Annotated in this window: 23 protein-coding genes, 2 tRNA genes and 2 pseudogenes; 13 read left to right on the plus strand and 14 right to left on the minus strand. The window is 69.1% G+C overall.

Features of this window, described 5'->3' with window-relative positions:
* Positions 1-33: 33 nt before the first annotated feature.
* Positions 34-336 (plus strand): protealysin inhibitor emfourin, encoded by a 303-nt coding sequence (locus tag HD599_RS09880; protein ID WP_184236735.1) that lies wholly within the window; start codon positions 34-36, stop codon positions 334-336.
* Between the two features lie 38 nt (positions 337-374).
* Positions 375-959 carry an LURP-one-related family protein gene (locus HD599_RS09885; RefSeq protein ID WP_184236738.1) on the plus strand — a complete coding sequence of 195 codons (585 nt, stop codon included), beginning with the start codon at positions 375-377 and terminating at the stop codon, positions 957-959.
* A 14-nt stretch (positions 960-973) separates the two neighbouring features.
* Here the strand turns inward: HD599_RS09885 and HD599_RS09890 are convergent.
* The 4 genes from HD599_RS09890 to HD599_RS09905 form a co-directional block, all read right to left on the minus strand.
* A tRNA-Arg gene (locus tag HD599_RS09890) sits at positions 974-1046 on the minus strand.
* A gap of 26 nt (positions 1047-1072) precedes the next feature.
* On the minus strand, positions 1073-1339 hold the full coding sequence (locus tag HD599_RS09895) for a thioredoxin family protein (protein ID WP_184236740.1): 267 nt from the start codon (positions 1337-1339) through the stop codon (positions 1073-1075).
* Positions 1340-1367: 28 nt separating this feature from the next.
* Entirely contained in the window at positions 1368-1646 is a 279-nt protein-coding gene (locus tag HD599_RS09900) for an oligoribonuclease (protein WP_184236744.1), read from the minus strand.
* A 42-nt stretch (positions 1647-1688) separates the two neighbouring features.
* Complete coding sequence (locus tag HD599_RS09905; RefSeq protein WP_184236747.1) at positions 1689-1904, minus strand: SCO4848 family membrane protein; 216 nt, start codon at positions 1902-1904, stop codon at positions 1689-1691.
* 83 nt (positions 1905-1987) lie between these two features.
* On the opposite strand from HD599_RS09905, the gene HD599_RS09910 reads away from it, so the two are divergent.
* The 7 genes from HD599_RS09910 (at position 1988) to HD599_RS09940 (ending at position 5692) form a co-directional block, all read left to right on the plus strand.
* Positions 1988-2425, plus strand: a complete 438-nt coding sequence (locus HD599_RS09910; protein ID WP_184236749.1) for a MarR family winged helix-turn-helix transcriptional regulator — start codon at positions 1988-1990, stop codon at positions 2423-2425.
* Positions 2422-3648 (plus strand): MFS transporter, encoded by a 1227-nt coding sequence (locus tag HD599_RS09915; protein WP_184236752.1) that lies wholly within the window; start codon positions 2422-2424, stop codon positions 3646-3648. Before HD599_RS09910 ends, HD599_RS09915 begins: the two co-directional genes overlap by 4 nt.
* A 41-nt stretch (positions 3649-3689) precedes the next feature.
* A complete protein-coding gene (gene orn / locus HD599_RS09920) occupies positions 3690-4310 on the plus strand; it encodes an oligoribonuclease (protein ID WP_184236755.1) in 621 nt (206 codons plus the stop codon).
* 46 nt (positions 4311-4356) lie between these two features.
* Positions 4357-4432 (plus strand) — tRNA-His (locus HD599_RS09925).
* A 76-nt stretch (positions 4433-4508) separates the two neighbouring features.
* Positions 4509-4793, plus strand: a complete 285-nt coding sequence (gene clpS, locus HD599_RS09930; protein ID WP_184236758.1) for an ATP-dependent Clp protease adapter ClpS — start codon at positions 4509-4511, stop codon at positions 4791-4793.
* Positions 4790-5323: a DUF2017 family protein gene (locus HD599_RS09935; RefSeq protein ID WP_184236761.1), complete on the plus strand. Its 534-nt coding sequence runs from the start codon at positions 4790-4792 to the stop codon at positions 5321-5323. The genes clpS and HD599_RS09935 overlap by 4 nt, the downstream gene beginning before the upstream one ends.
* Before the next feature lie 87 nt (positions 5324-5410).
* Positions 5411-5692, plus strand: coding sequence for a metallopeptidase family protein (locus HD599_RS09940; protein WP_184240522.1), 282 nt, complete (start codon positions 5411-5413; stop codon positions 5690-5692).
* Here the strand turns inward: HD599_RS09940 and HD599_RS09945 are convergent.
* The gene (locus HD599_RS09945; RefSeq protein ID WP_184236764.1) at positions 5689-6687 is read right to left on the minus strand and encodes a DMT family transporter; all 999 of its coding nucleotides are present in this window, start codon (positions 6685-6687) and stop codon (positions 5689-5691) included. The genes HD599_RS09940 and HD599_RS09945 overlap by 4 nt on opposite strands.
* Before the next feature lie 55 nt (positions 6688-6742).
* Between HD599_RS09945 and HD599_RS09950 the strand changes: the two genes are divergently transcribed.
* Positions 6743-7288 (plus strand): CGNR zinc finger domain-containing protein, encoded by a 546-nt coding sequence (locus HD599_RS09950; RefSeq protein ID WP_184236767.1) that lies wholly within the window; start codon positions 6743-6745, stop codon positions 7286-7288.
* On the opposite strand, the gene HD599_RS09955 is transcribed toward HD599_RS09950, so the two are convergent.
* The 6 genes from HD599_RS09955 to HD599_RS09980 form a co-directional block, all read right to left on the minus strand.
* Positions 7285-8172 carry a rhodanese-like domain-containing protein gene (locus HD599_RS09955; RefSeq protein ID WP_184236770.1) on the minus strand — a complete coding sequence of 296 codons (888 nt, stop codon included), beginning with the start codon at positions 8170-8172 and terminating at the stop codon, positions 7285-7287. The two genes, HD599_RS09950 and HD599_RS09955, sit on opposite strands and share 4 nt — an antisense overlap.
* Before the next feature lie 158 nt (positions 8173-8330).
* Positions 8331-8849 (minus strand): nucleoside/nucleotide kinase family protein, encoded by a 519-nt coding sequence (locus HD599_RS09960; RefSeq protein ID WP_184236773.1) that lies wholly within the window; start codon positions 8847-8849, stop codon positions 8331-8333.
* Entirely contained in the window at positions 8846-9820 is a 975-nt protein-coding gene (locus tag HD599_RS09965) for an ABC transporter ATP-binding protein (protein WP_184236776.1), read from the minus strand. The genes HD599_RS09960 and HD599_RS09965 overlap by 4 nt, the downstream gene beginning before the upstream one ends.
* A complete protein-coding gene (locus HD599_RS09970) occupies positions 9820-11484 on the minus strand; it encodes an ABC transporter permease (RefSeq protein ID WP_343061999.1) in 1665 nt (554 codons plus the stop codon). Before HD599_RS09970 ends, HD599_RS09965 begins: the two co-directional genes overlap by 1 nt.
* Entirely contained in the window at positions 11481-12542 is a 1062-nt protein-coding gene (locus HD599_RS09975; RefSeq protein WP_343062000.1) for a thiamine ABC transporter substrate-binding protein, read from the minus strand. Before HD599_RS09975 ends, HD599_RS09970 begins: the two co-directional genes overlap by 4 nt.
* A gap of 484 nt (positions 12543-13026) precedes the next feature.
* Positions 13027-14133, minus strand: coding sequence for a zinc-ribbon domain-containing protein (locus tag HD599_RS09980; RefSeq protein WP_425489158.1), 1107 nt, complete (start codon positions 14131-14133; stop codon positions 13027-13029).
* A gap of 145 nt (positions 14134-14278) precedes the next feature.
* Between HD599_RS09980 and HD599_RS09985 the strand changes: the two genes are divergently transcribed.
* Both HD599_RS09985 and HD599_RS09990 read left to right on the plus strand, forming a co-directional pair.
* Complete coding sequence (locus HD599_RS09985; RefSeq protein WP_184236781.1) at positions 14279-15970, plus strand: GAF domain-containing sensor histidine kinase; 1692 nt, start codon at positions 14279-14281, stop codon at positions 15968-15970.
* A complete protein-coding gene (locus HD599_RS09990; RefSeq protein ID WP_184236783.1) occupies positions 15967-16617 on the plus strand; it encodes a LuxR C-terminal-related transcriptional regulator in 651 nt (216 codons plus the stop codon). The genes HD599_RS09985 and HD599_RS09990 overlap by 4 nt, the downstream gene beginning before the upstream one ends.
* 132 nt (positions 16618-16749) lie before the next feature.
* Here the strand turns inward: HD599_RS09990 and HD599_RS18005 are convergent.
* The 3 genes and pseudogenes from HD599_RS18005 to HD599_RS10000 form a co-directional block, all read right to left on the minus strand.
* A pseudogene (locus tag HD599_RS18005) lies at positions 16750-16866 on the minus strand (DivIVA domain-containing protein); the annotation flags it as partial.
* A 66-nt stretch (positions 16867-16932) separates the two neighbouring features.
* A pseudogene (locus tag HD599_RS18010) lies at positions 16933-17052 on the minus strand (hypothetical protein); the annotation flags it as partial.
* A 9-nt stretch (positions 17053-17061) separates the two neighbouring features.
* Positions 17062-17592 (minus strand): DUF1697 domain-containing protein, encoded by a 531-nt coding sequence (locus HD599_RS10000; protein WP_184236787.1) that lies wholly within the window; start codon positions 17590-17592, stop codon positions 17062-17064.
* 107 nt (positions 17593-17699) lie between these two features.
* Here HD599_RS10000 and glgX point away from each other — a divergent pair, with 107 nt between their 5' ends.
* Entirely contained in the window at positions 17700-19907 is a 2208-nt protein-coding gene (gene glgX, locus HD599_RS10005) for a glycogen debranching protein GlgX (protein ID WP_184236789.1), read from the plus strand.
* Positions 19908-19909 lie beyond the last annotated feature (2 nt).

Genomic DNA, 19909 nt, shown 5'->3' on the forward strand with positions numbered 1-19909 from the left:
CCCTTCGATACCGCAGACGGGAGCGACCTTTCGATGAGAACACCCGACCGCGTCGTCGTCTGGTCCCTGCACGTCGTGCGCTCGGGCGGTTTCGCCGGGCTGAAGCGCGAATGGCGGGTGAGCTCGTCCGACGCCCCCTCCGTCGACTGGCCGGCGATCGTCAGCGCGTGCCCGTGGCAGAAGACCTATCCGCCGACGGCCGACCGCGACCGGTTCGTCTGGCGCATCGAGGCGACCTCCTCCCGGCAGACCCGCACGGCGACACTCCCCGAGTCGGCCGTCACCGGCCCGTGGCGCACCCTTGTCGAGGAAGTCAAATCGGCGGCGTCCGACTAACTCGTCCTATTCTCAACTTCGGCGCTAAGCTCGGCGGCATGACCGACTCCCACACGCAGGCCGCCCAGTACGTCAGCCGCTTCTTCATCAAGCAGCGCATCACCATGATGGTGAACCGCTACGAGATCCGGGAGGCGAACCCCGACGGCAGCGAGGGCCGCGTCGTTGCCGTCGCCCAGCAGAAGCGTCTGGCCTTCAAGGAACAGGTCACCTTCTACGCCGACGAGGCTCGCACGGAGGCGGTCTTCTCGTTCAAGGCTCGGCAGGCCCTCGATCTCGCGGCCGTCTATGACGTGATGGATGGCGCGGGCCAACCGCTCGGAACGTTCCAGAAGGACTTCGCCGCCAGCCTGCTGCGCTCCAGCTTCCACCTCGCCGGTGCCGGCATCGACGCCTACGGGCAGGAGCGCAACCACGCGCTCGCGATCATCCGACGGTTCATCGAGCTGCCGTTCACGTTCCACTTCGACTTCACCGACAAGGCCACGGGTGCCGTCGTGATGTCGAGCGAGCGCCAGTTCTCGCTGCGTGACCGCTACACGATCGATGTGCCCGACCAGCGACTCGACTTCCGCCTCGCGGCGGCGATGGCGGTCGGACTGGACGCGCTGCTGCAGCGCTGATGCGAGAATCTCGGTGCCCCTGGCAGGAATCGAACCTGCGACCAAAAGATTAGAAGGCTTTTGCTCTATCCACTGAGCTACAGAGGCGCGGTTCTACGATAGCGCAGGCGCGATCAGACGGCTTTCGCCAAAGCGATGAGTACCTGGTTCAGGGTCGGCACGCCCTCGGCACGGAAGACCTCGGTGCCGTCGGCGTCGGCCACCACGATGGTCGGCGTGGAGCGGATGCCCGCCTTCGCTGCCTCGGCGTTGTCCCGTGCGACATCCAACTCGGCGATCTTGACGTCGGGCAGGAGCATCGCGACCTGCTTGAGGACGCCACGCGTCTGGATACACGGGTCGCAGAACGACGAGGAGAAGAAGAGAAGGTTCACGTCCATGCCAACCCCCGCGGGGTCGGGAGAATTCCTACTGCTCGCTGACGCGCTCGTCAGGGTCTTCGAGGGCCTCGCCGGCGGCGGGATCCCAGGTGTAGTGAACCTGGACCTGGTCGCCGACATTCTTGGCCGCGGCGTTGCCGTAGACGACCTGCGTCTCCTTGCCGTCGAGCGACACGAGAACGGTGATCTCCGTGTCGTACGAGCCGTCGGTGCTCACGCGGGTGTCGGTCTGTCCGTCGTAGGGTCCGCCCGTGTAGAAGACGATGTACTCGTCGCCGCGCGAAAGCGTTACCTCGTTGTTTGTCATGAGACAGGTTTACCAGAGTTGGCTGAGGACGAGCGACGCGGCCTAGGCGACGAGCAGCGCCACGCCCGCGACCGCCGACGCCACCGCGAGGGTCAGGCCGATGATCAGCAGCACGAGGTGGACCGTGAAGAACGGTGTCGCTTTTCCTGTCGCGGTACGCGCGCGCGGGTCCTTCGCCACGCGGCGGAAGAAGGTCGGCCAGGTGACCAGGTTGAAGACGGTGGTGAGGAAGAGGATGGCGGCGATTGCAACGTTCATGGTGTTTCGACCATATCGCCGGCCGCGGCATCCGTTCGCTATCAACTTAACCGAGTTATATAACTTGGTTATAGACTTGGAGCATGCACGCAGAACCCACGGACATCATCGAGTCCCTCCTCACTTCTAACCACCGCCTCACCCGCATGGCCGCGCAGTCGACCGGCAGCACCGTCTCGGCCGCCGTCTGGTCGACGCTCTCGGTGCTCATCGCCGAAGGCCCCCGTCGCAACGGCGAGCTCGCACGCTCGGCCCGCATCAGCCAGCCGGGCATGACCAAGCTGCTCGCGGGCCTGATCGAAGACGAGTGGGTGTACCGCATCGCCGACACCGACGACTCCCGCGCCTGGCTCATCGCCATCACCGACAAAGGCCGGGCCGCGCTCGACGACTGGCGCGCCCAGCTCGCGACCGCGACCCGCGCGATCTTCGGCGACGTCAGCGACACCGAGTGGGCGACTCTCGGCCGCGCGGCAGAGATCCTCGCCGCCCGCGTCGGCTCGAAGGCGGTGGCCGCATGAGCGCCGCCAAGACCAGCATCCTGCATCAGCCCAAGCAGGTGTGGGCGGTCGCATTCGCGAGCGTCATCGCGTTTATGGGCATCGGTCTCGTCGACCCGATCCTGCCCGCGATCGCCGAGCAGCTCGAGGCGAGCCCCACCGACACCGAGATGCTGTTCACCAGCTACCTGCTCGTCACCGGCTTCGCGATGTTCTTCACGAGCTGGATCTCCAGCCGCATCGGCGCCAAGCGCACCCTGATGATCGGGCTCGCGCTCATCGTGGTCTTCGCCACGGCCGCCGCGCTCAGCGGCAACGTGGAGAGCATCATCGGCTTCCGCGCCGGTTGGGGACTCGGCAACGCGCTCTTCATCTCGACCGCGCTCGCCACGATCGTCGGCGCCGCCAGTGGCGGAACCTCGTCGGCCATCATCCTGTACGAGGCGGCACTGGGGCTCGGCATCGCGATCGGACCGCTGCTCGGCGGCCTGCTCGGCAGCGTCACCTGGCGCGCGCCGTTCTTCGGCACCGCAGCTCTCATGGCCATCGGCTTCATCGCCATCACCGTGCTGCTGAAGGGAGACGACAAGGCCGCCCGGGTGCCCACGAAGCTCTCCGCGCCGTTCCGCGCGCTCGGCCAGCCCGCTCTCGCCCTGCTCGCGATTACGGCTCAGTTCTACAACATCGGCTTCTTCGTGCTGCTCGCCTATACGCCGTTCCCGCTCGGCTTCGATGCGATGGGCATCGGGTTCACGTTCTTCGGCTGGGGCGTCGGACTCGCCGTCACCTCGGTCTGGGTCGCTCCCCTGCTGACTGCACGGCTCAAGCGCACCACCGTGCTCACCGTCGTGCTGCCGCTGCTCGCGCTCGACCTCGTCGCCGCCGGGCTCTTCGTCACCTCGCAGGCCGGTCTCGTCGTGGCTGTCATCGTCGGAGGTCTGCTGCTCGGAATCCTCAACACCGTGCTCACCGAGTGCGTGATGGAGGCCACCGATCTGCCTCGCTCCGTCGCCTCGTCGTCGTACTCGGCCGTGCGGTTCCTTGGCGGCGCCATCGCTCCCCCGCTCGCGACGACACTCGCAGACAGCTTCACCGCCGCCACGCCGTACTACGTCGCCGGCGGATCGGTGCTCGTCGCGACCCTCGTGGTCGCCCTCGGCCACCGCGCACTGCGTCGCGTCAACGACGGGGCGGAAGCGCCCGCGGTCGAGGCGCAGTCGATCGTCGCGGGAGCTGTGGCCTAGTGCCGCGCGCCCGCGTCGGAGCCCGAAGGTAGACTGCAGTAATGGCTACTGCTACGGACCGGTTGGTCTGGATCGACTGTGAAATGACCGGGCTCGATCTTTCGATCGACGAACTCGTGGAGGTCGCGGTGGTCATCACCGACTACGACCTCGTACCGATCGACCCGGGGTTCACCATCGTGATCAACCCCGACAAGTCGGCGCTCGAGAATATGGGCGACTTCGTGCGCAACATGCACACCGAGAGCGGGCTCATCAACGAGATCCCCGACGGCGTCAGCCTCGCCGACGCCGAGTACGCGGTGCTCGAGTACATCCTGAAGTACGTGCCCGGCGTGCAGTCCGCTCCCCTCGCCGGCAACACGATCGGCACCGACCGCGCCTTCCTCGCGAAGTACATGCCCCGCGTCGACGGTCACCTGCACTACCGCAGTATCGACGTCTCGTCGATCAAGGAGCTCGCCCGTCACTGGTTCCCCCGCGTGTACTTCAACGCGCCGGCGAAAAACGGCGGACACCGAGCTCTCGCAGACATTTTGGAATCAATTCGCGAGCTCGATTACTACCGAAAAGCCGTATTTACCGCGGAACCCGGGCCCACCACCGACCAGGTGCAGGCCATTTCGGCCGACGTGGTGGAGAGATTCGCCTCTCACCTGTAATAGAATCGTCTGGTTGCCGAGTGAGAGATCACGAAGCAGCCGCCTGGTGGGCGTAGCTCAGTTGGCAGAGCGCTGGCTTGTGGAGCCGGATGTCGCGGGTTCGAGCCCCGTCGTTCACCCCAAACGTTGCACCACAGCAACACCCGAATGGCCCGACTGAGAAGTCGGGCCATTCGTGTTTTGTGGAAGGCTGAAGACATGTCGCAGACACTCGAGGAGACCGGACTGCAGGAGCAGACCGTGCTCGACAGCCCGTGGGTCACCCTCGTCTGGAACGACCCCGTGAACCTCATGAGCTACGTCTCCTACGTCTTCCGCAGCTACTTCGGATTCTCCCGCGACGAGGCCGACCGCCGCATGCTGCAGGTGCACCACGACGGCAAGGCGGTCGTCGCCACCGGCAGCCGCGAGGAGATGGAACGGCACGTCGAAGCCATGCACGACTTCGGCCTGTGGGCCACCCTGCAGAAAGCCGACGCGTGATCTCCTTCAGCAAGACCGACGACGGCACCCTCGTCGGCGCGTTCACCAGCGTCGAGGCCGACATCATCGCCGACCTCGCCGCGCAGATCGCCGGCATGCTCGACGAACTCGCCGGAGCGCGCGACGACGACCCGCTCTTCACCAGCGTCGGCATCGGCGGCTCGTCCACGCTGCACGACGACCCCGCGATCGCCCGGCTGCTGCCCGATGCCTACGGCGGCGACCCGGCGGCGGCGAGCGAGTTCCGGCAGCTCACCGAGCGCAGCCTCGCGGCCCGCAAGGTGGCGAACGCCCGCACCGTGATCGAGACGCTGGCGCGGGCCGAGGGTGCGCTCGAGCTCACCCCGGCCGAGTCACAGGCGTGGTTGCGTGCTCTGTCCGACATCCGGCTCACCATTGCCGCCCGATTGGGCATCGAGGATGACGGAGACCGGGGTGCCACCGAGGGCGACGCCGCGCTCGCCCTCCACGACCTCTACGACTGGCTCGCGTACGTCACCGAGAGCCTGCTCGACGCGCTCGACGACTGACTCTGCGAGAGTAGAGGCGTGGACACCCTGACGGCCGACGAGTTCGAACAGCTCGTGATCGACGAACTCGACGATCTCCCCGACGAGATGGTCGACGGTCTCGACAACGTCGTCTTCGTCACCGAGGACCTGCCCGAGGACGGCTCGCTCGACCTGCTCGGCCTGTACGACGGCGTCGCCCTGACCGACCGCGGACAGTACGGATTCGGGGAGCTTCCCGACAGGATCATTCTCTATCGGATGCCGCTGCTGGCGATCAGCGACGACCTCGACGAGTTGAAGGACCAGATCCACATCACGCTCGTGCACGAGATCGCGCACTACTACGGGATCGACGACGACGAGCTGCACCGCCTCGGCTGGGGCTAGGCGGGCTTAGCGGTTTCGACGGGCTCGACGCGTGTTTCCACGAGGGCGACTTCCGGCTCCACGAGCGCGGGCTCCGTCTTCTCCGACCGCACGAACGCGATGCCCGCCAGGATCAGCAGGCCACCGAGCAGCTGTGGCACCGACAGGTTCTCGCCGAGGAACAGCCACGCGTAGAGAGCCGCGGCGACCACTTCGAGCAGGCCGACGAACGAGGCCAGTCGCGAACCGAGCATCTCGCTCGCCGTGATGCTGGCGGCGTAGGCGACGGCGGTGGCGAGCACCCCGACGATGAGCAGCGGTACCCACCACGGCGCGGGCGAGCCCAGCATGTCGACGGTCGTGAAGGTCGCGGCGAACGGCACGACGCCGGTCAGGCCGACGAGCCCGAGCGCCGCGGCGCCCCCGAGCAGTCCGGCGGCGGCGAACGCGACCGGCGGCAGCCCCCTGCTCGGACGGGCGGCGATGACGTAGTACAGGGCGCAGCCCACCATGGCGAGCGCGGCGAACCCGAGGCCGAGCACGTCCAGGCTTCCGGTGCCGCCGGGCGAGACGACCAGGACGAGACCGGCGAGGGCGACGACGGAACCGACCAGGACAACCACTTTGGGACGGCGCCGGGTCACGACCCAGACGCCGGCGACGAGCAGCAGTGGCGCCATGTACTCGACGAGGATCGCGGTGCTCACGGGGATGCGCTGCACGGCAGCGAAGTACACGACCTGGGTGCCGGCGACGCCGATGAGCGCCATGCCGAGCACACGCCAGCGGGCAAGCCAGAGCGCGCCCCACTTGCCGCGCAGCGCGGTCGCCGCGATGGGGGCGAGCACGATGCCGCCGATGAGCGCGCGCACCGTGACGGCGGCCGCGGGGCTCCAGCCGGCCTCGAGCAGCGGCTTGACGAAGGCGCCCGACAGACCGAAGGTCGCGGCGGCGAGCAGTGCGACGAGCAGCCCGGCGGTGGTCGACGTGCGCTTCACGGCAATTCCTTTCGTCATGGTCTAGATTGCTCTATACCCCTGACATTAGGACCGCGATTCGTAAGGAGTCAAATTGCATTTTGCCCCTGACACAGCGGCCGTCCTGGACTTCGCCGTGGCGCTCGTCAACACGGCACCCGGCGCGTCGAAATCGGGCACCGACGAGATCGCCGAACCCGAGCAGCTGACCGTGCTGCTCGACGAGAACCGCTACTCGGGGCGGCGCGACCGTGACCGCGCCGAGCTCGCCGAAGTCGCCGAGGCGCGCACCGAACTCCGCCGTATCTGGTCGCTCGAGCGCGACGTCATGGTGGTCGAGCTCAACCGCATCCTCGCCGACGTGCACGCCGTGCCCCGGCTCGAACGGCACGACGGTTTCGACTGGCATCTGCACGCCACTCCCCCGGAGGCGCCGCTCGCCGACCGCATCCGCGTGGAGGTCGCGCTCGCCCTGGTCGACGTCGTGCGCGCCGACGAGACCGGCCGGCTCCGCGTCTGCGCGGCGACGGACTGCGACGGGCTGCTCGCCGATCTGTCGAGGAACGGCTCGAAGCGTTTTTGCAGCGTGCGCTGCGGCAACCGCATGAACATGGTCGCGTTCCGCGACCGGCAGGGTTAGACCCCGGTCTCCAGCGGCAGCTCCGGGTTCGCCGACCACTCCTCGAGCGAGCCGTCGTAGATGCGCACCGCTTTCACCCCGATGGCGGCGAGGGTGAGCGCGCCGGCGGAGGCCGAGATACCGCCGCCGCAGTAGAGCAGCACCTCTTCGGTGCCGGTCGCACCGACGGCCTGAGTGTCGACGCCCGCGCCATCGTAGGCGAGGATCACTTCGAGGCGGCTCTTGAGGGTGCCGTCCGCCTTGAACAGGTCGCGGCTCGAGACGTTGACGCTGCCCGGGATGTGCCCGCGGCGCGAGTACCGCGTCGGGTCGGTGCCTGCGAAGTTGCCGGCGGGCAGGCTGCAGACGAGGGGCCGCTCGTCGTCGGCGCTGCGCTCGGCGAGTTCCTGCTGGCTCACCCAGGCCCTGCGCGCGACGGTCGCCTCCCAGCGCGCGACCGGGGCGGACTCGACGGCCTCGCCGCTCTCGGTGGGCTGGCCCGCGGCGGTCCAGGCGCCGTATCCCCCGTCGAGCACGCGGACGTGCACGCCGATCCAGCGCAGCAGGTACCAGAGCCGCGCCGCCCACATCGTGCCGGTCGTGTCGTAGACGACGACCTCGGTGTCGGCCGCGACGCCGAGGCGGGCGAGCTCGTCGGCGAGCTGCTGGGGTTCGGGGTGCGTGTAGTTGAGCTTCGCGGTCGTGTCGCTGAACTGGGTGGGCACGTCGACGTGGTGCGACCCGGGGATGTGCCCGGCGAGCCAGCGCGGCCGGCCGTTGTCGCGGCGGTAGTCGCCGTCGAATCGGGGCGAGTGCAGCTCCAGACTGGCGTCGAACACCACGGGAGGACGGTCGCTGGCGAGGGCGTCGGCGAGCTCGGACACGGAGATGAAGGGAGAGGTCACGCGACCACTCTCGCACCCTCTCGCGGGCGTGTCGACAGGAGCGACCGCCCCTGACGCACGCTCGACAGGGTGAATCGGGCGGCGCCGGACGCGGCATCCTGTCGGCTGGTCGTCGGGAGGCCCGGTTCGGCCGGGCAGCCAGTCGCCGTGACTACCGTTCAACCGCCGAGCAGCGCCCGCCAGCGCGCGAGTCCGACCGTCACGTCGTGGCCGTCGACGATCGCGTCGGCGAGCCCCGCGGGATTCTCACGGGTGAGGAACACGTCCTCCTGCGCCGCCCACTCGTCCCAGTGCGGCGCGTAGGTCTCGCCGTCGCGGGCCAGGGCGCGGCGTTTACGCAGCTCGGGGTCGAGGGCCACCCAGATGCCGAAGGTCGCCAAGGAGCGGTTCTGCCGGCTGAGCGCCCCGCAGCCCTCGATGACGAGCGGCCGGTCGCGATCGAGGGTGTGCCATTCGGCGTGCCGGCCGGTGACCCAGTCCCAACGCCGCCAACGCGGGCTTTCGGCGTCGAGGATCTCGTGCGCGGCCTGGCTGCCGGCTTCGAGGCCGCCCCACCCCGGGTACACGTCGTCGAGCCGCACGAGCTGCGCCGTCGGGTGGCCGGCGACGACGGCGCGGGCGAGCTCGGTCTTGCCCGACCCCGACCGTCCGTCGATCAGCAGCACGGGGGCCCTCACGGCAGAACCGCGATTCCGGCCGGATCGAACCGGACGCCGACGGCCGAACCGACGACCAATGGATGACGCGGGCCGGCGACACCGTCGACCTCGCCGATCCCGTCGAGCAGCACCCGCACGCGCGCGCCGTCGACGGCCGGGGTGCTGGAGACCAGCGTGCCGCGCACGGACGCGTCATCCGTCACCACGACCGCCGCCGCCCGCAGGGCGATCGCACCCGTTGCCTCCGGCACGACCAACCGGGCGCGGTCGGGGTCGAGCACCGTCGTGTACCCGAGGAAGCGCGCGACGGCCGCGTTCACCGGTCGGCGCCACACCTCGGCGGGCGTGCCGACCTGCTCGAGGCGGCCCCGCATCATGACGGCGACGCGGTCGGAGACGGCGAACGCCTCGTCCTGGTCGTGGGTGACGAAGACCGCGGTGGTGCCGGTCGCGACGAGGATGCGACGCAGGTCGCCGGCGAGACGCTCGCGCAGTTCGCGGTCGAGCGAGCTCAGCGGCTCGTCCAGCAGAAGCAGCCGCGGCTTGCCGGCCAGCGATCGCGCGAGGGCCACGCGCTGCTGCTCGCCGCCCGAGAGCTCGGTGACGCGACGCTCGCCGAAGCCCGGCAGCCCGACGAGGTCGAGCAGATCGACGACGCGCTCGGCCTGCCCGGAGGCACGCGTGATGCGCAGCGGGTACGCGATGTTCTGCGCGACGGTGCGGTGAGGAAACAGCTGCCCGTCCTGGAACATCAGCGCGAACCCGCGCCGGTGCACGGCCAGCGCGGTGATGTCGTCGCCATGCCACGAGACCGATCCGCTGCCGAGCCTCTCGAGGCCGGCGACCGCCCGCAGCAGCGTCGACTTGCCGCTGCCGGACGGGCCGAGGATGCCGAGCACTTCGCCGGGTGCGACACCCAGCGTCACGCCGTCGACCGCGGGCACGCCGTCGAAGCTGACGCCGACGCCGTCGATACCCAGTGCGTCCATCAGAAAGCTCCCATCGTTCCCACGCGTAGACGCTCCACGAGCGCGATGACGCCCACCGTGACGGCGGCCAGCACCACGGATGCCGCGAGGGCCATCCCGAAATTGTCCCCGCCCGGCAGCCCGATCAGCCGGAAGATCACGACCGGCAGGGTCGGCCGGTCGGGCCGGGAGAGAAAGCTGGTCGCCCCGAATTCGCCGAGGGCGACGGCGAAGGCGAACCCGGATGCCGCGAGGACCGGCCGCGCCACGATGGCGAGGTCGACGTCGCGCAGTACCCGTCCGGGACCGGCGCCGAGCACCGAGGCCGACTCGCGCAGCCGGCCGTCGATCCCGGTCAGCACCGGCAGAATAGTGCGCACCACGAGCGGCAACGCGACGAGGGCCTGCGCGATCGGCACGAGAATCGGCGACGAGCGGAGGTCGAACGGCGGCTGGTTGAGCGTGATGAGGAATCCGAACCCGACCGTGACCGCGGAGACCCCGAGCGGCAGCATCAGGGCGCCGTCGAACCCGGCGAGGGCGCGGCGGAGCCCCCGAGAGCGAGGTTGGCGCGAGATGACGAGCGCGGCGGCCAGACCGATCACCAGGGCGACGAGCGTCGCCTGCACGGCGATCGTCAGCGAGTTGCCGAGCGCGACCCAGACCGTCACGACGAGGGCGTTGCGGCTGCCGGTCGTGCCGAGGGCGAGGTAGTTGCCGATGCCCCAGCCGTCGGAGGTCTGCAGCGACCGCAGCACGAGCGCGACGATCGGCAGCGCGAGCAGCACCGCGACCACGAGCGTCACCGCGATCGCCGGCCCGTCTCCGAGGCGTGGACGGCGGGAGGCGAGCGCCGCGTCGACTCGGCGCAGGGCGGTGCGGCGGCCCCGGGCCCGCGCCGCGAGCAGCAGTAGCAGCACGACGACGACGAGCTGCGTGACGGAGAGCACGCTCGCGCCGCGCAGGTCGAGGAACTGCGTGGTGAGCAGGTAGATCTCGGTCTCGATCGTGCCGAAGCGCGTTCCGCCGAGCACGAGCACGACCCCGAACGCCGTGGAGCAGAACAGGAAGACGATCGACGCGGCCGACACGATCGCCGGGGCGAGCCGGGGCAGCGTGACCGTGAACCACACGCGCGCCGGGCCGGCGCCGAGCACCCGGGCCGCTTCCTCCTGCCGCGAGTCGAGGCCCTCCCACGAAGTGCCGACGGTGCGCACCACGACGGCCACGTTGAAGAAGACGAGGGCGAGCATGATGGCCGTGAACGTGCCGTCGAGTCCGAGGCCGCCGAACAGACCGCCATCGCGCAGCAGCGTGCGGAATGCCACGCCCACGACCACGGTGGGCAACACGAACGGGAGAATGACGAGGGCCCGCAGCATCCGCTGGCCCCTGAATTTTAATCGGTAGAGAACGTGCGCCATCGGCAGACCGAGCAGCACGCAGATGACGGCCGCGAGTGCGGCCTGCCCGACGGTCAGCCCGATGAGCCGCAGCGTGCGCGGGCGGGCGAGCACCTCGACGAAACCGCCGAGGTCGAGTGCGCCGTCGACGAAGAATCCGCGGCCCACCATCGCGAGCACGGGCCAGGCGAAGAAGACGCCGACGAACGCGAGGGGTACGGCGGCGCCGAGCACGATCGCGAAGATCGTGCCCGGTGCCGGCCGTACGCGGGGCGGGGTCACGGGGTGGCGATCGCCGCCCACTCGGAGAGCCAGGTCTCGCGGTTCGCGTCGATGTCGTCGGGCGAGACCACGAACGGGTCCTCGGCGATCTCGGCGTAGTCGCTCCAGCCGTCGGGCAGGGTGGCGAGCGCGTTCACCGGGAACACGTACATGCTCTCGGGGATGTCGTTCTGCACGTCGACGGAGAACAGGAAGTCGACGAGCTTCTCGGCGAGGGCCTGGTTCTCGGTGCCGGCGATCACGCCCGCGTACTCGGTCTGGCGGAAGCAGGTGTCGAGCAGCGCTCCGGTGGGCGCCTCGGTGTCGCCCTCCTGCACCTCGAACGGCGGGCTCGACGCGTAGGAGACGACGAGCGGACGGTCGCCCTCGCTCGACGGGCCGGAGAAGTCGACGTAGTACGCGTCGCTCCAGCCGGCGTCGATCTTCACGCCGTTGTCCACGAGCTGCTGCCAGTAGTCCTGCCAGCCGTCGTCGCCGTACGCGGCAACGGTAGCCAGCAGGAAGGCGAGTCCGGGCGAGGAGGAATTCGCCGCCGGGGTCACGAACAGGTCCTTGTACTCGGGCTTGACCAGGTCGTCGAGGGTCACGGGTTCGGCGATGCCGGCCTCCGCGAACCACTCGTGGTCGACGTTGACGCACACGTCGCCGTTGTCGATCGGGGTGAGCTGCTCGAGGCCGCTACCCGCGGGGAGCAGGTACTGCGACTCGGCGTCGGTCAGGTCGGGCGACGCGTAGTCGGCGAGGACGCCCTCGTTGACCGCGCGGCTCGCGAAGGTGTTGTCGATGCCGAAGACCACGTCGCCGAGCGGCGAGTCCTTGGTGAGTACGAGCTTGTTGACGAGTTCGCCCGCGTCTCCCGCGGCCTGCACCTCGACCTCGATGCCGGTCTCCTCGGTGAACTTCTCGAGGGTGCCCTCGCTGAGGTTGAACGAGTCGTGCGTGACGAGCACGAGCGGCGCCGGGGCGTCGCTCACGGTCTGGGTGGTTCCGCAGCCGGCGACGCCGACGGCGATGATGCCGACGAGCGCGAGGCCCGCCGTTTTTTTGCGTGTTTGCACTGTTCGTGCCCTTTCAGTCGCTGAAAAGAGGGCACGGGTTCGGGAGAATCGTCTCCCCGTGAGAATGCCTCCCTGCGCTGGCATGATCCAGATCAGGTTCGACGGTCGAAGCTTGGGTTAGCTTCCTCTCAGCCCGGCTCACCGGACTCCCGTGTTCGAGGTCAGTCTAGCGCCGTCGACGGCAGAGGGTTGAGCCCTCGAAACCCCTCCGCCGGCCCGATTGCCACGAATCGACCCGTTTCCCACGCGAATGGGTCGATGTGCGGCATCCGGGCACCGGCTTCGCCCCGCCCGGTACCCGCCGTCGACAGGATGCCGCGGCCGGTGCTGCCCAAAAGACCCTGTCGACCGTGCGTCACAGCCGATCGATCCTGTTGACGAGGGGATTTCGACAGGCTCAATCCGCTAGCGAGCCCCGCAACGGGGATTTCGACAGGCTCAATCCGCGAGGACGACGGGCAACAGACTCGATCCGCGGGTGGGGCTAGCGGCGGTACGCCGCCACCAGCAGCTCCCCCGCGATTGCCGCGAGTTCCTCGTCGAGACGGTCGATCAGCCGGTTCGAGACCGAGCCCACGACCAGATCGTGCGGGCCGAGCGGCTGCAGCCTGCCCGTGCGCACCCGGATCACTTCCCAACCGGCGGCGCGCAGCATACGGTCTTTGCGCCGGTCTTTCTCCTCGTGGCGGCCGACGTGCTCGAGGCCGTGGCGACCGACGCTGTCGTACTCGATCGCGACGCGCAGCTCGGGAACGATGATGTCGGGCCAGATCTCGAGGTTGTTGAAGAACGGTTTGGCCACGCGGATCGCGGTGTTGGCGAGGTCGAAGTCGAAACGCTCGGCGATGCGCGCGCGCAGGTCGGCCTCGACAGACGACGCGGGCTTCGGGGCGAGCGCGCTCACGAACGCCTCGCCCACCGCGACCCGGTCGGCACCCGCGGCCGCGTTGCGACAGACCCGGCATCCGCGGCCGGCGAGCATGCGCTCGACCGTCGACTCCCAGGTGCCGTGACCGCGCGAACACACCCAGCGGTACGCGCGGGCCGTGCCGGTCTCCACCGCGAGGTCGTCGCGTTGACCCGGCGTGACGATGGCGAGCAGCCGCTCCCGGGTGACCGCCGACCCGTCGAGGCGGCGGCAGAGGTAGCAGCGGTCGTCGTCGCCCGCCTCGATGCGGTTCGGGTCGCGCGGGTGCCCGCACGCGTACGGCGGCGCCACGTCGACGGGAGCCGCCGGCTGCACGATCCGCTTCGGCGCGGCGAGGGCGGCGCACTCCGGGCACCAGCTCGACCGCCGCCGCTCGCGGCCCGGACGGTTGCGCTGTTCCTCGGGCGTCGCGACGAAGGTATGGCCGCCGTCGCACTGCCAGACCAGCAGCACCTCGGCGAGCGGCGGTATCTGCGTGAGGGTGATGCCGCCGTTGAGATCGGGGTGGTACTGGCGGATCAGCACGGGGTACCGCTCCCAGTCGCCGCGGTAGGTACCGACGGCGTAGGGCACGGCGGCGCCCTTCGACCACTGGCGGCGCGCCCACCACGCCTCGACCGGCTCTGCCACGAATCCTCCCGCGGCGAGGGTAGGACGGACCACCGACATTCGCTTGGTGAGGGCCTCGACGAGCTCGACCCGCCTGGGTTTCGATACGCGCCCCAGACGGGGCTACTCAGCCACCGACGAGAGCCACCGACGACAACCACCGACGGTGCGTTCAGCCAAGCTCGAATACTCTGGACGCATGGGAGACCCGCAGGCAGCCGAGTACGGACTCTCCCTCGGCGATCTCGTCGACGAGATCCTCCGCCGGGCGGAATCCCCCGAAGCGACCCGCGACCTGCTCGCCCGCCTCATCTCCGCCACCCAGGCCATCTCCTCCGACCTCGAGCTGCCCGCCGCGCTGCACAACGTCGTCCAGGTCGCCTGCGACCTCGTGTCCGCGAGCTACGGTGCGCTCGGCGTCATCTCCCCCGACGGCATGCTCGAGGAGTTCGTCCACGTCGGCATGAGCGACGGCGTCGTCGCCGAACTCGGCACACCGCCATCCGGCCACGGCCTTCTCGGCGCCGTCATCACCGACGCCCGTCCGATTCGCCTCGAGAACATCTCGCACGACGAGCGGTCGGTCGGATTCCCGCACGGCCACCCGCCGATGGAGAGCTTCCTCGGCGTCCCCGTGCGCATCGGCGGCGTCGTCTACGGCAACCTGTACCTCACCGGCGCCCGCCGCGGCTCCTTCGACAGCGTCGACGAGCAGATCATCCTCACCCTCGCCACGATGGCCGGCCAGGCGATCGCCAACGCCCGGCTGTACGAAGAGGCACGCCTCGGGCAACGGTGGCTCGCGGCATCCGAGGAAATCAACCAGCTCCTGCTGTCGGGAGAACTCGCCGACAACGAGGTCGCGCCCATCGCCGGGCTGATCCTCACCCTGGCCGAGGCGTCGTTCGTCGGTCTCGTGCTTCCATCAGATAAGCCGGATGCCGCACCCTACGCCCAGCTCTTCGGACCGCTCGCGGACTCGACCTCGGCCTACGCGGACCAGGAGATCGGCGAACTGCCCGACCGTGTGCGCGCCGCCCTCGAGCTGAAGGAAGACCGACCGGCGGCGTTCCAGGCGATCGAGATCTGGGCGAGCTCGCTGATCGGGTCGACCATGGTGATCCCGTGGGGCGACACCGAGGCCACCCGGGCCGGCGCCCTCGTGATCTCGCGCGACGGCCGGCAGCACCCGTACACGGTCGCCGAGCGGCGCATGACGAAGCGCTTCGCCCGCAGCGTCGCGATCGCCCGCGAACTCGCCGCCGCCCGCAACGACCGCGAGCACGTCGCCCTCACCGATGAGCGCGACCGCATCGCCCGCGACCTGCACGACCACGTCATCCAGAGCCTGTTCGCCGTCGGCCTCGGCCTGCAGAGCATCGTCGGCTCCGCGACCGGCCAGGTGGCGGCGCGCATCGCGTCGCAGGTGGACGCGATCGACGTGACCATCCGGCAGATCCGCCAGACGATCTTCCAGCTCGGCTCGACCCCGAGCGCCACCGCGTGGAGCCAGAAGAAGCGGCTCAACCAACTGGTGCGCGAGATCCTCGAGGGCGAGGGAATCGATTCCTCGCTCGACTTCCGCGGTCCGGTCGACACCTTGATCGACAGCGAGCTCGGCGAAGAGGTCTCGGCGGTGCTGCGCGAGGCGCTCAGCAACGTCGTGCGTCACGCGGAGGCGACGCGCGTCGACATCCTCATCGCGGTCTCGTCGACCGAGGTTCGGGTCGTCGTCACCGACAACGGCCGGGGACTCGGCGAGCTCGGCCGACGCAGCGGGCTCGACAACCTCGACCGACGCGCGACCACCCGCGGTGGTACGTTCACCACGGCGGCACGCGCGCCGTCCGGAACGACTATCGATTGGGCAGTGCCCGTGGTGACCCAGTGACCGACCCCGTCCGCCTCTTCCTGCTCGACGACCACGAGATCGTGCGTCGCGGGCTGATCGACCTGCTCTCGGGCGAACCCGATTTCGCCGTCGTCGGCGAGAGCGGCGTGGCCACGGGGGCCGCGGCCGCGATCGTGGCGTCCGGAGCGACCGTCGCGATCCTCGACGGGCGGCTGCCCGACGGCAGCGGAATCGACGTCTGCCGCGATGTGAAGTCGGCCGATCCCGGCATCCGCTGCCTCATCCTCACCTCGTTCGACGACGACGAAGCGGTGCTCGCGGCGGTGCTCGCCGGCGCCGACGGCTACCTGCTCAAGGAGGTGCGGGCGACGAGCCTGGTCGACGCCATCCGCTCGGTCGCGGCCGGCGCGAAGCTGCTCGACCCGGCGGTCACCGAACGCGTGCTCGACCGCGTGCGCTCCCCCGGCACACACGACTCGCCCCTCGGGCTGCTGACGCCGCGCGAGACCGAGATCCTCGCGCTCATCGCCGAGGGAATGTCGAACCGCGAGATCGCCGGCGCGCTGTTCCTCGCCGAGAAGACGGTCAAGAACAACGTCAGCGGAATCCTGTCGAAGCTCGGCATGCAGCGACGCACGCAGGCGGCGGTGCTCGGCGCCGAGTGGCTGCCGAAGCGCAACCACTAGCTTCCGCTCGCCGGCCGACAGGACGACACACCCCGTTCGCACGATCGACAGGGACGAATGGATGCCGCCGGCCGCGGCATCCTGTCGAGGCAGTCGGCGCTAGCCGGCCGCGGTCACCACACCCTCGTAGTGGCGCAGCGTGGCCACGATGAGGTCCAGGTAGTCGTCGACCTCGTCCTGGTCGTACCCGGTGCGGAGCGAGGTGACCTTGAAGCGCACGTTCACGACGTCGTCGCCCGTGAGCGCGATTCCCGTGGCGGCCGCGCCCTCCCGCTCGTAGGTCGCGATGACCGCGCGGGCGGCGGCGAGGAAGTCGTCGACACCGGCGGTCGAGTACCCCTCGCGGAAGCGGGTGTTCGTGAAGGTCTTGTCGAGGAGGCTCGACGAGCGGAGCGCGGGCCCGCCCTCGTTCTCGGACGGTGCGGGGATAGTCATGCGCCCACCCTAATCGTCGAGCATCGCCAGCAGCTTCTCGACGGTGCGCACGTTGCGCCCCGTGGCGACGGCGCCGAGCGACGTGAAGAAGCGCGGTGGCACCTTCGACTTGGAGATTCCGTCGGGACACCACTGGTAGATCGCGGAATCCCCGAGCGCCAGGCGTTCGGGAGCCAGCGACTCGGCGCTCGGCGCGGCGACGGCCGCGGCATCCAGGGGCCCGTCGAGAAAGCAGACGATCGCCCGGGAGGGGTCGTCGATGACGTCGGCCAGCGGGTTGGCCGCGGCGACCGCGCGGAAACGGTCGGCGGTCAGCAGCACGACGTCGGAGCTCACACCCGTCGCCGCCTCGGTCGCCCGCGAGAGGGTCGCGGCGTCGACCGGGCCGTCGCTGTCGAAGACGACGTTGCCGCTGCGCAGGAGCGTGCGCACGTCGGTGAGTCCGAGCGACTCATAGACCGACGTCAATTCGGACATTGCCAGGGCCTTCGCGGTTCCCACGTTGATGCCGCGCAGCAGGGCGACGTAGCGGTCGGTCATGCGACCCACCATAGGGCTCGGCGGGTGTCAATGGAGTCAGGCTGGATAGCCACGTTCAGGTCGTACGGCTATGTTGAGATTCGGTTTCACCACTCTCAAGGGGATTAATGACTGTCTGGCCCGGATCCGCATACCCGCTCGGCGCGACTTACGACGGGAATGGCACGAACTTCGCACTCTTCAGCGAATCAGCGGAGCGGATCGAGCTCTGTCTGTTCGACGACGACCGCGTGGAGACCCGCTTCGAACTGACCGAGGTCGACGCCTACGTCTGGCACGGCTACCTGCCGCAGGTACAGCCGGGCCAGCGCTACGGCTACCGCGTGTACGGCCCGTACGACCCGCTGAACGGCGAGCGCAGCAACCCGAACAAGCTGCTGCTCGACCCGTACGCCAAGGCGACGACGGGCCGCATCGAGTGGAACCCGGCCGTGTTCCCGTACAACTTCGGCGAGGAGCTCTCGCGCAACGACGAGGATTCCGCGCCGTACACGATGCTCGGCGTCGTCATCAACCCGTTCTTCGACTGGGCCGGCGACCGTCATCCGCGCACGCCGTACTCGGACACGTTCATCTACGAGGCGCACGTCAAGGGCCTCACCAAGCTGCACCCCGGGATCCCCGAGGACCAGCGAGGCAGCTACGGCGGCGTCGCCCACCCGGTCATGATCGAGCACTACCAGAAGCTCGGAGTGACCGCGGTCGAGCTGATGCCCGTGCACCAGTTCATCAACGACTCCTCCCTCGAGGAGAAGGGCCTCAACAACTACTGGGGCTACAACACCATCGGCTTCTTCGCACCGCACTCGGGCTACGCCTCGAACGGCGAACTCGGCCAGCAGGTCCAGGAATTCAAGGGCATGGTGCGCTCGCTCCACGACGCCGGCATCGAGGTCATCCTCGACGTGGTCTACAACCACACCGCGGAGGGCAACCACCTCGGCCCGATGCTGTCCATGCGCGGCATCGACGACAAGGCGTACTACCGTCACGTCGACGGCAGCCCCGAGTACTACATGGACTACACCGGCACGGGCAACTCGCTCAACGTCGGCCACCCGCACACCCTACAGCTCATCATGGACAGCCTGCGCTACTGGGTGACCGAGATGCACGTCGACGGCTTCCGCTTCGACCTCGCCTCCACCCTCGCCCGCGAGTTCTACGACGTCGACAAGCTGTCGACCTTCTTCGAGCTCGTGCAGCAGGACCCGATCGTCTCCCAGGTGAAGCTCATCGCCGAGCCGTGGGATGTCGGCCCCGGCGGCTACCAGGTCGGCAACTTCCCGCCGCAGTGGACGGAGTGGAACGGCAAGTACCGCGACACCGTGCGCGACTTCTGGCGTGGCGAGCACTCCACCCTGGGCGAGTTCGCCGAGCGGCTCACGGGGTCTGCGGACCTGTACGAGCACTCGGGACGCCGCCCCGTGGCATCCATCAACTTCGTCACCGCCCACGACGGGTTCACGCTCGCCGACCTCGTCTCGTACAACGAGAAGCACAACGACGCCAACGGCGAAGACAACAACGACGGCGAATCGCACAACCGCTCGAACAACTTCGGCGTCGAAGGCCCCACCGACGACACCCACGTGCTCGAGATGCGGGCCCGACAGCAGCGCAACTTCCTCGCCACCCTGCTCATCTCGCAGGGTGTGCCGATGATCCTGCACGGCGACGAACTCGGCCGCACGCAGGACGGCAACAACAACGTCTACGCGCAGGACAACGAGCTGAGCTGGGTCGACTGGGAGAAGGCCGACGCGCCGCTCATGGAGTTCGTCTCGGCGATCGCCCACCTGCGCAAGGAACACCCCACCTTCCGCCGCAGCCGTTTCTTCGACGGCCGCCCCGTGCGCCGGGCCGAGGGCGAACCCCTGCCCGACATCGGTTGGCTCGCCCCCGACGGCAGCGCCATGTCGCCGGAAGACTGGGATTCCGGCTTCGGCCGCTCGGTCGGCGTGTTCCTCAACGGCGGCGGAATCCGCGGCAAGGACGTGCGCGGCGAACCGATCACCGATGTGCACTTCCTCATCCTGCTGAACGCGCACGTCGAGTCGGTCGAGTTCACGCTCCCGGAAGACGAGTACGCCTCGGCCTGGGAGATCGTCGTCGACACCGCGGGTGCCGGCGTATCGACAGACCCCCGGATGGCGGGCACCACGGTCACCGCGCAGGCGGTCTCGTTGCTCGTGCTTCGACAGTCGTCCGGTCCGGAACCCGACGGCGACAACTCGGTCGCGGCTTCGCTGATCGCTCTCTCCGGTGCGGCCGCTTCGGCGCCCATCAACAACCCCTCGCGACCGGCGGTCTGAAC

Source organism: Conyzicola lurida, from assembly GCF_014204935.1.
In the GTDB taxonomy this organism is placed as follows: Bacteria; Actinomycetota; Actinomycetes; order Actinomycetales; family Microbacteriaceae; genus Conyzicola; species Conyzicola lurida.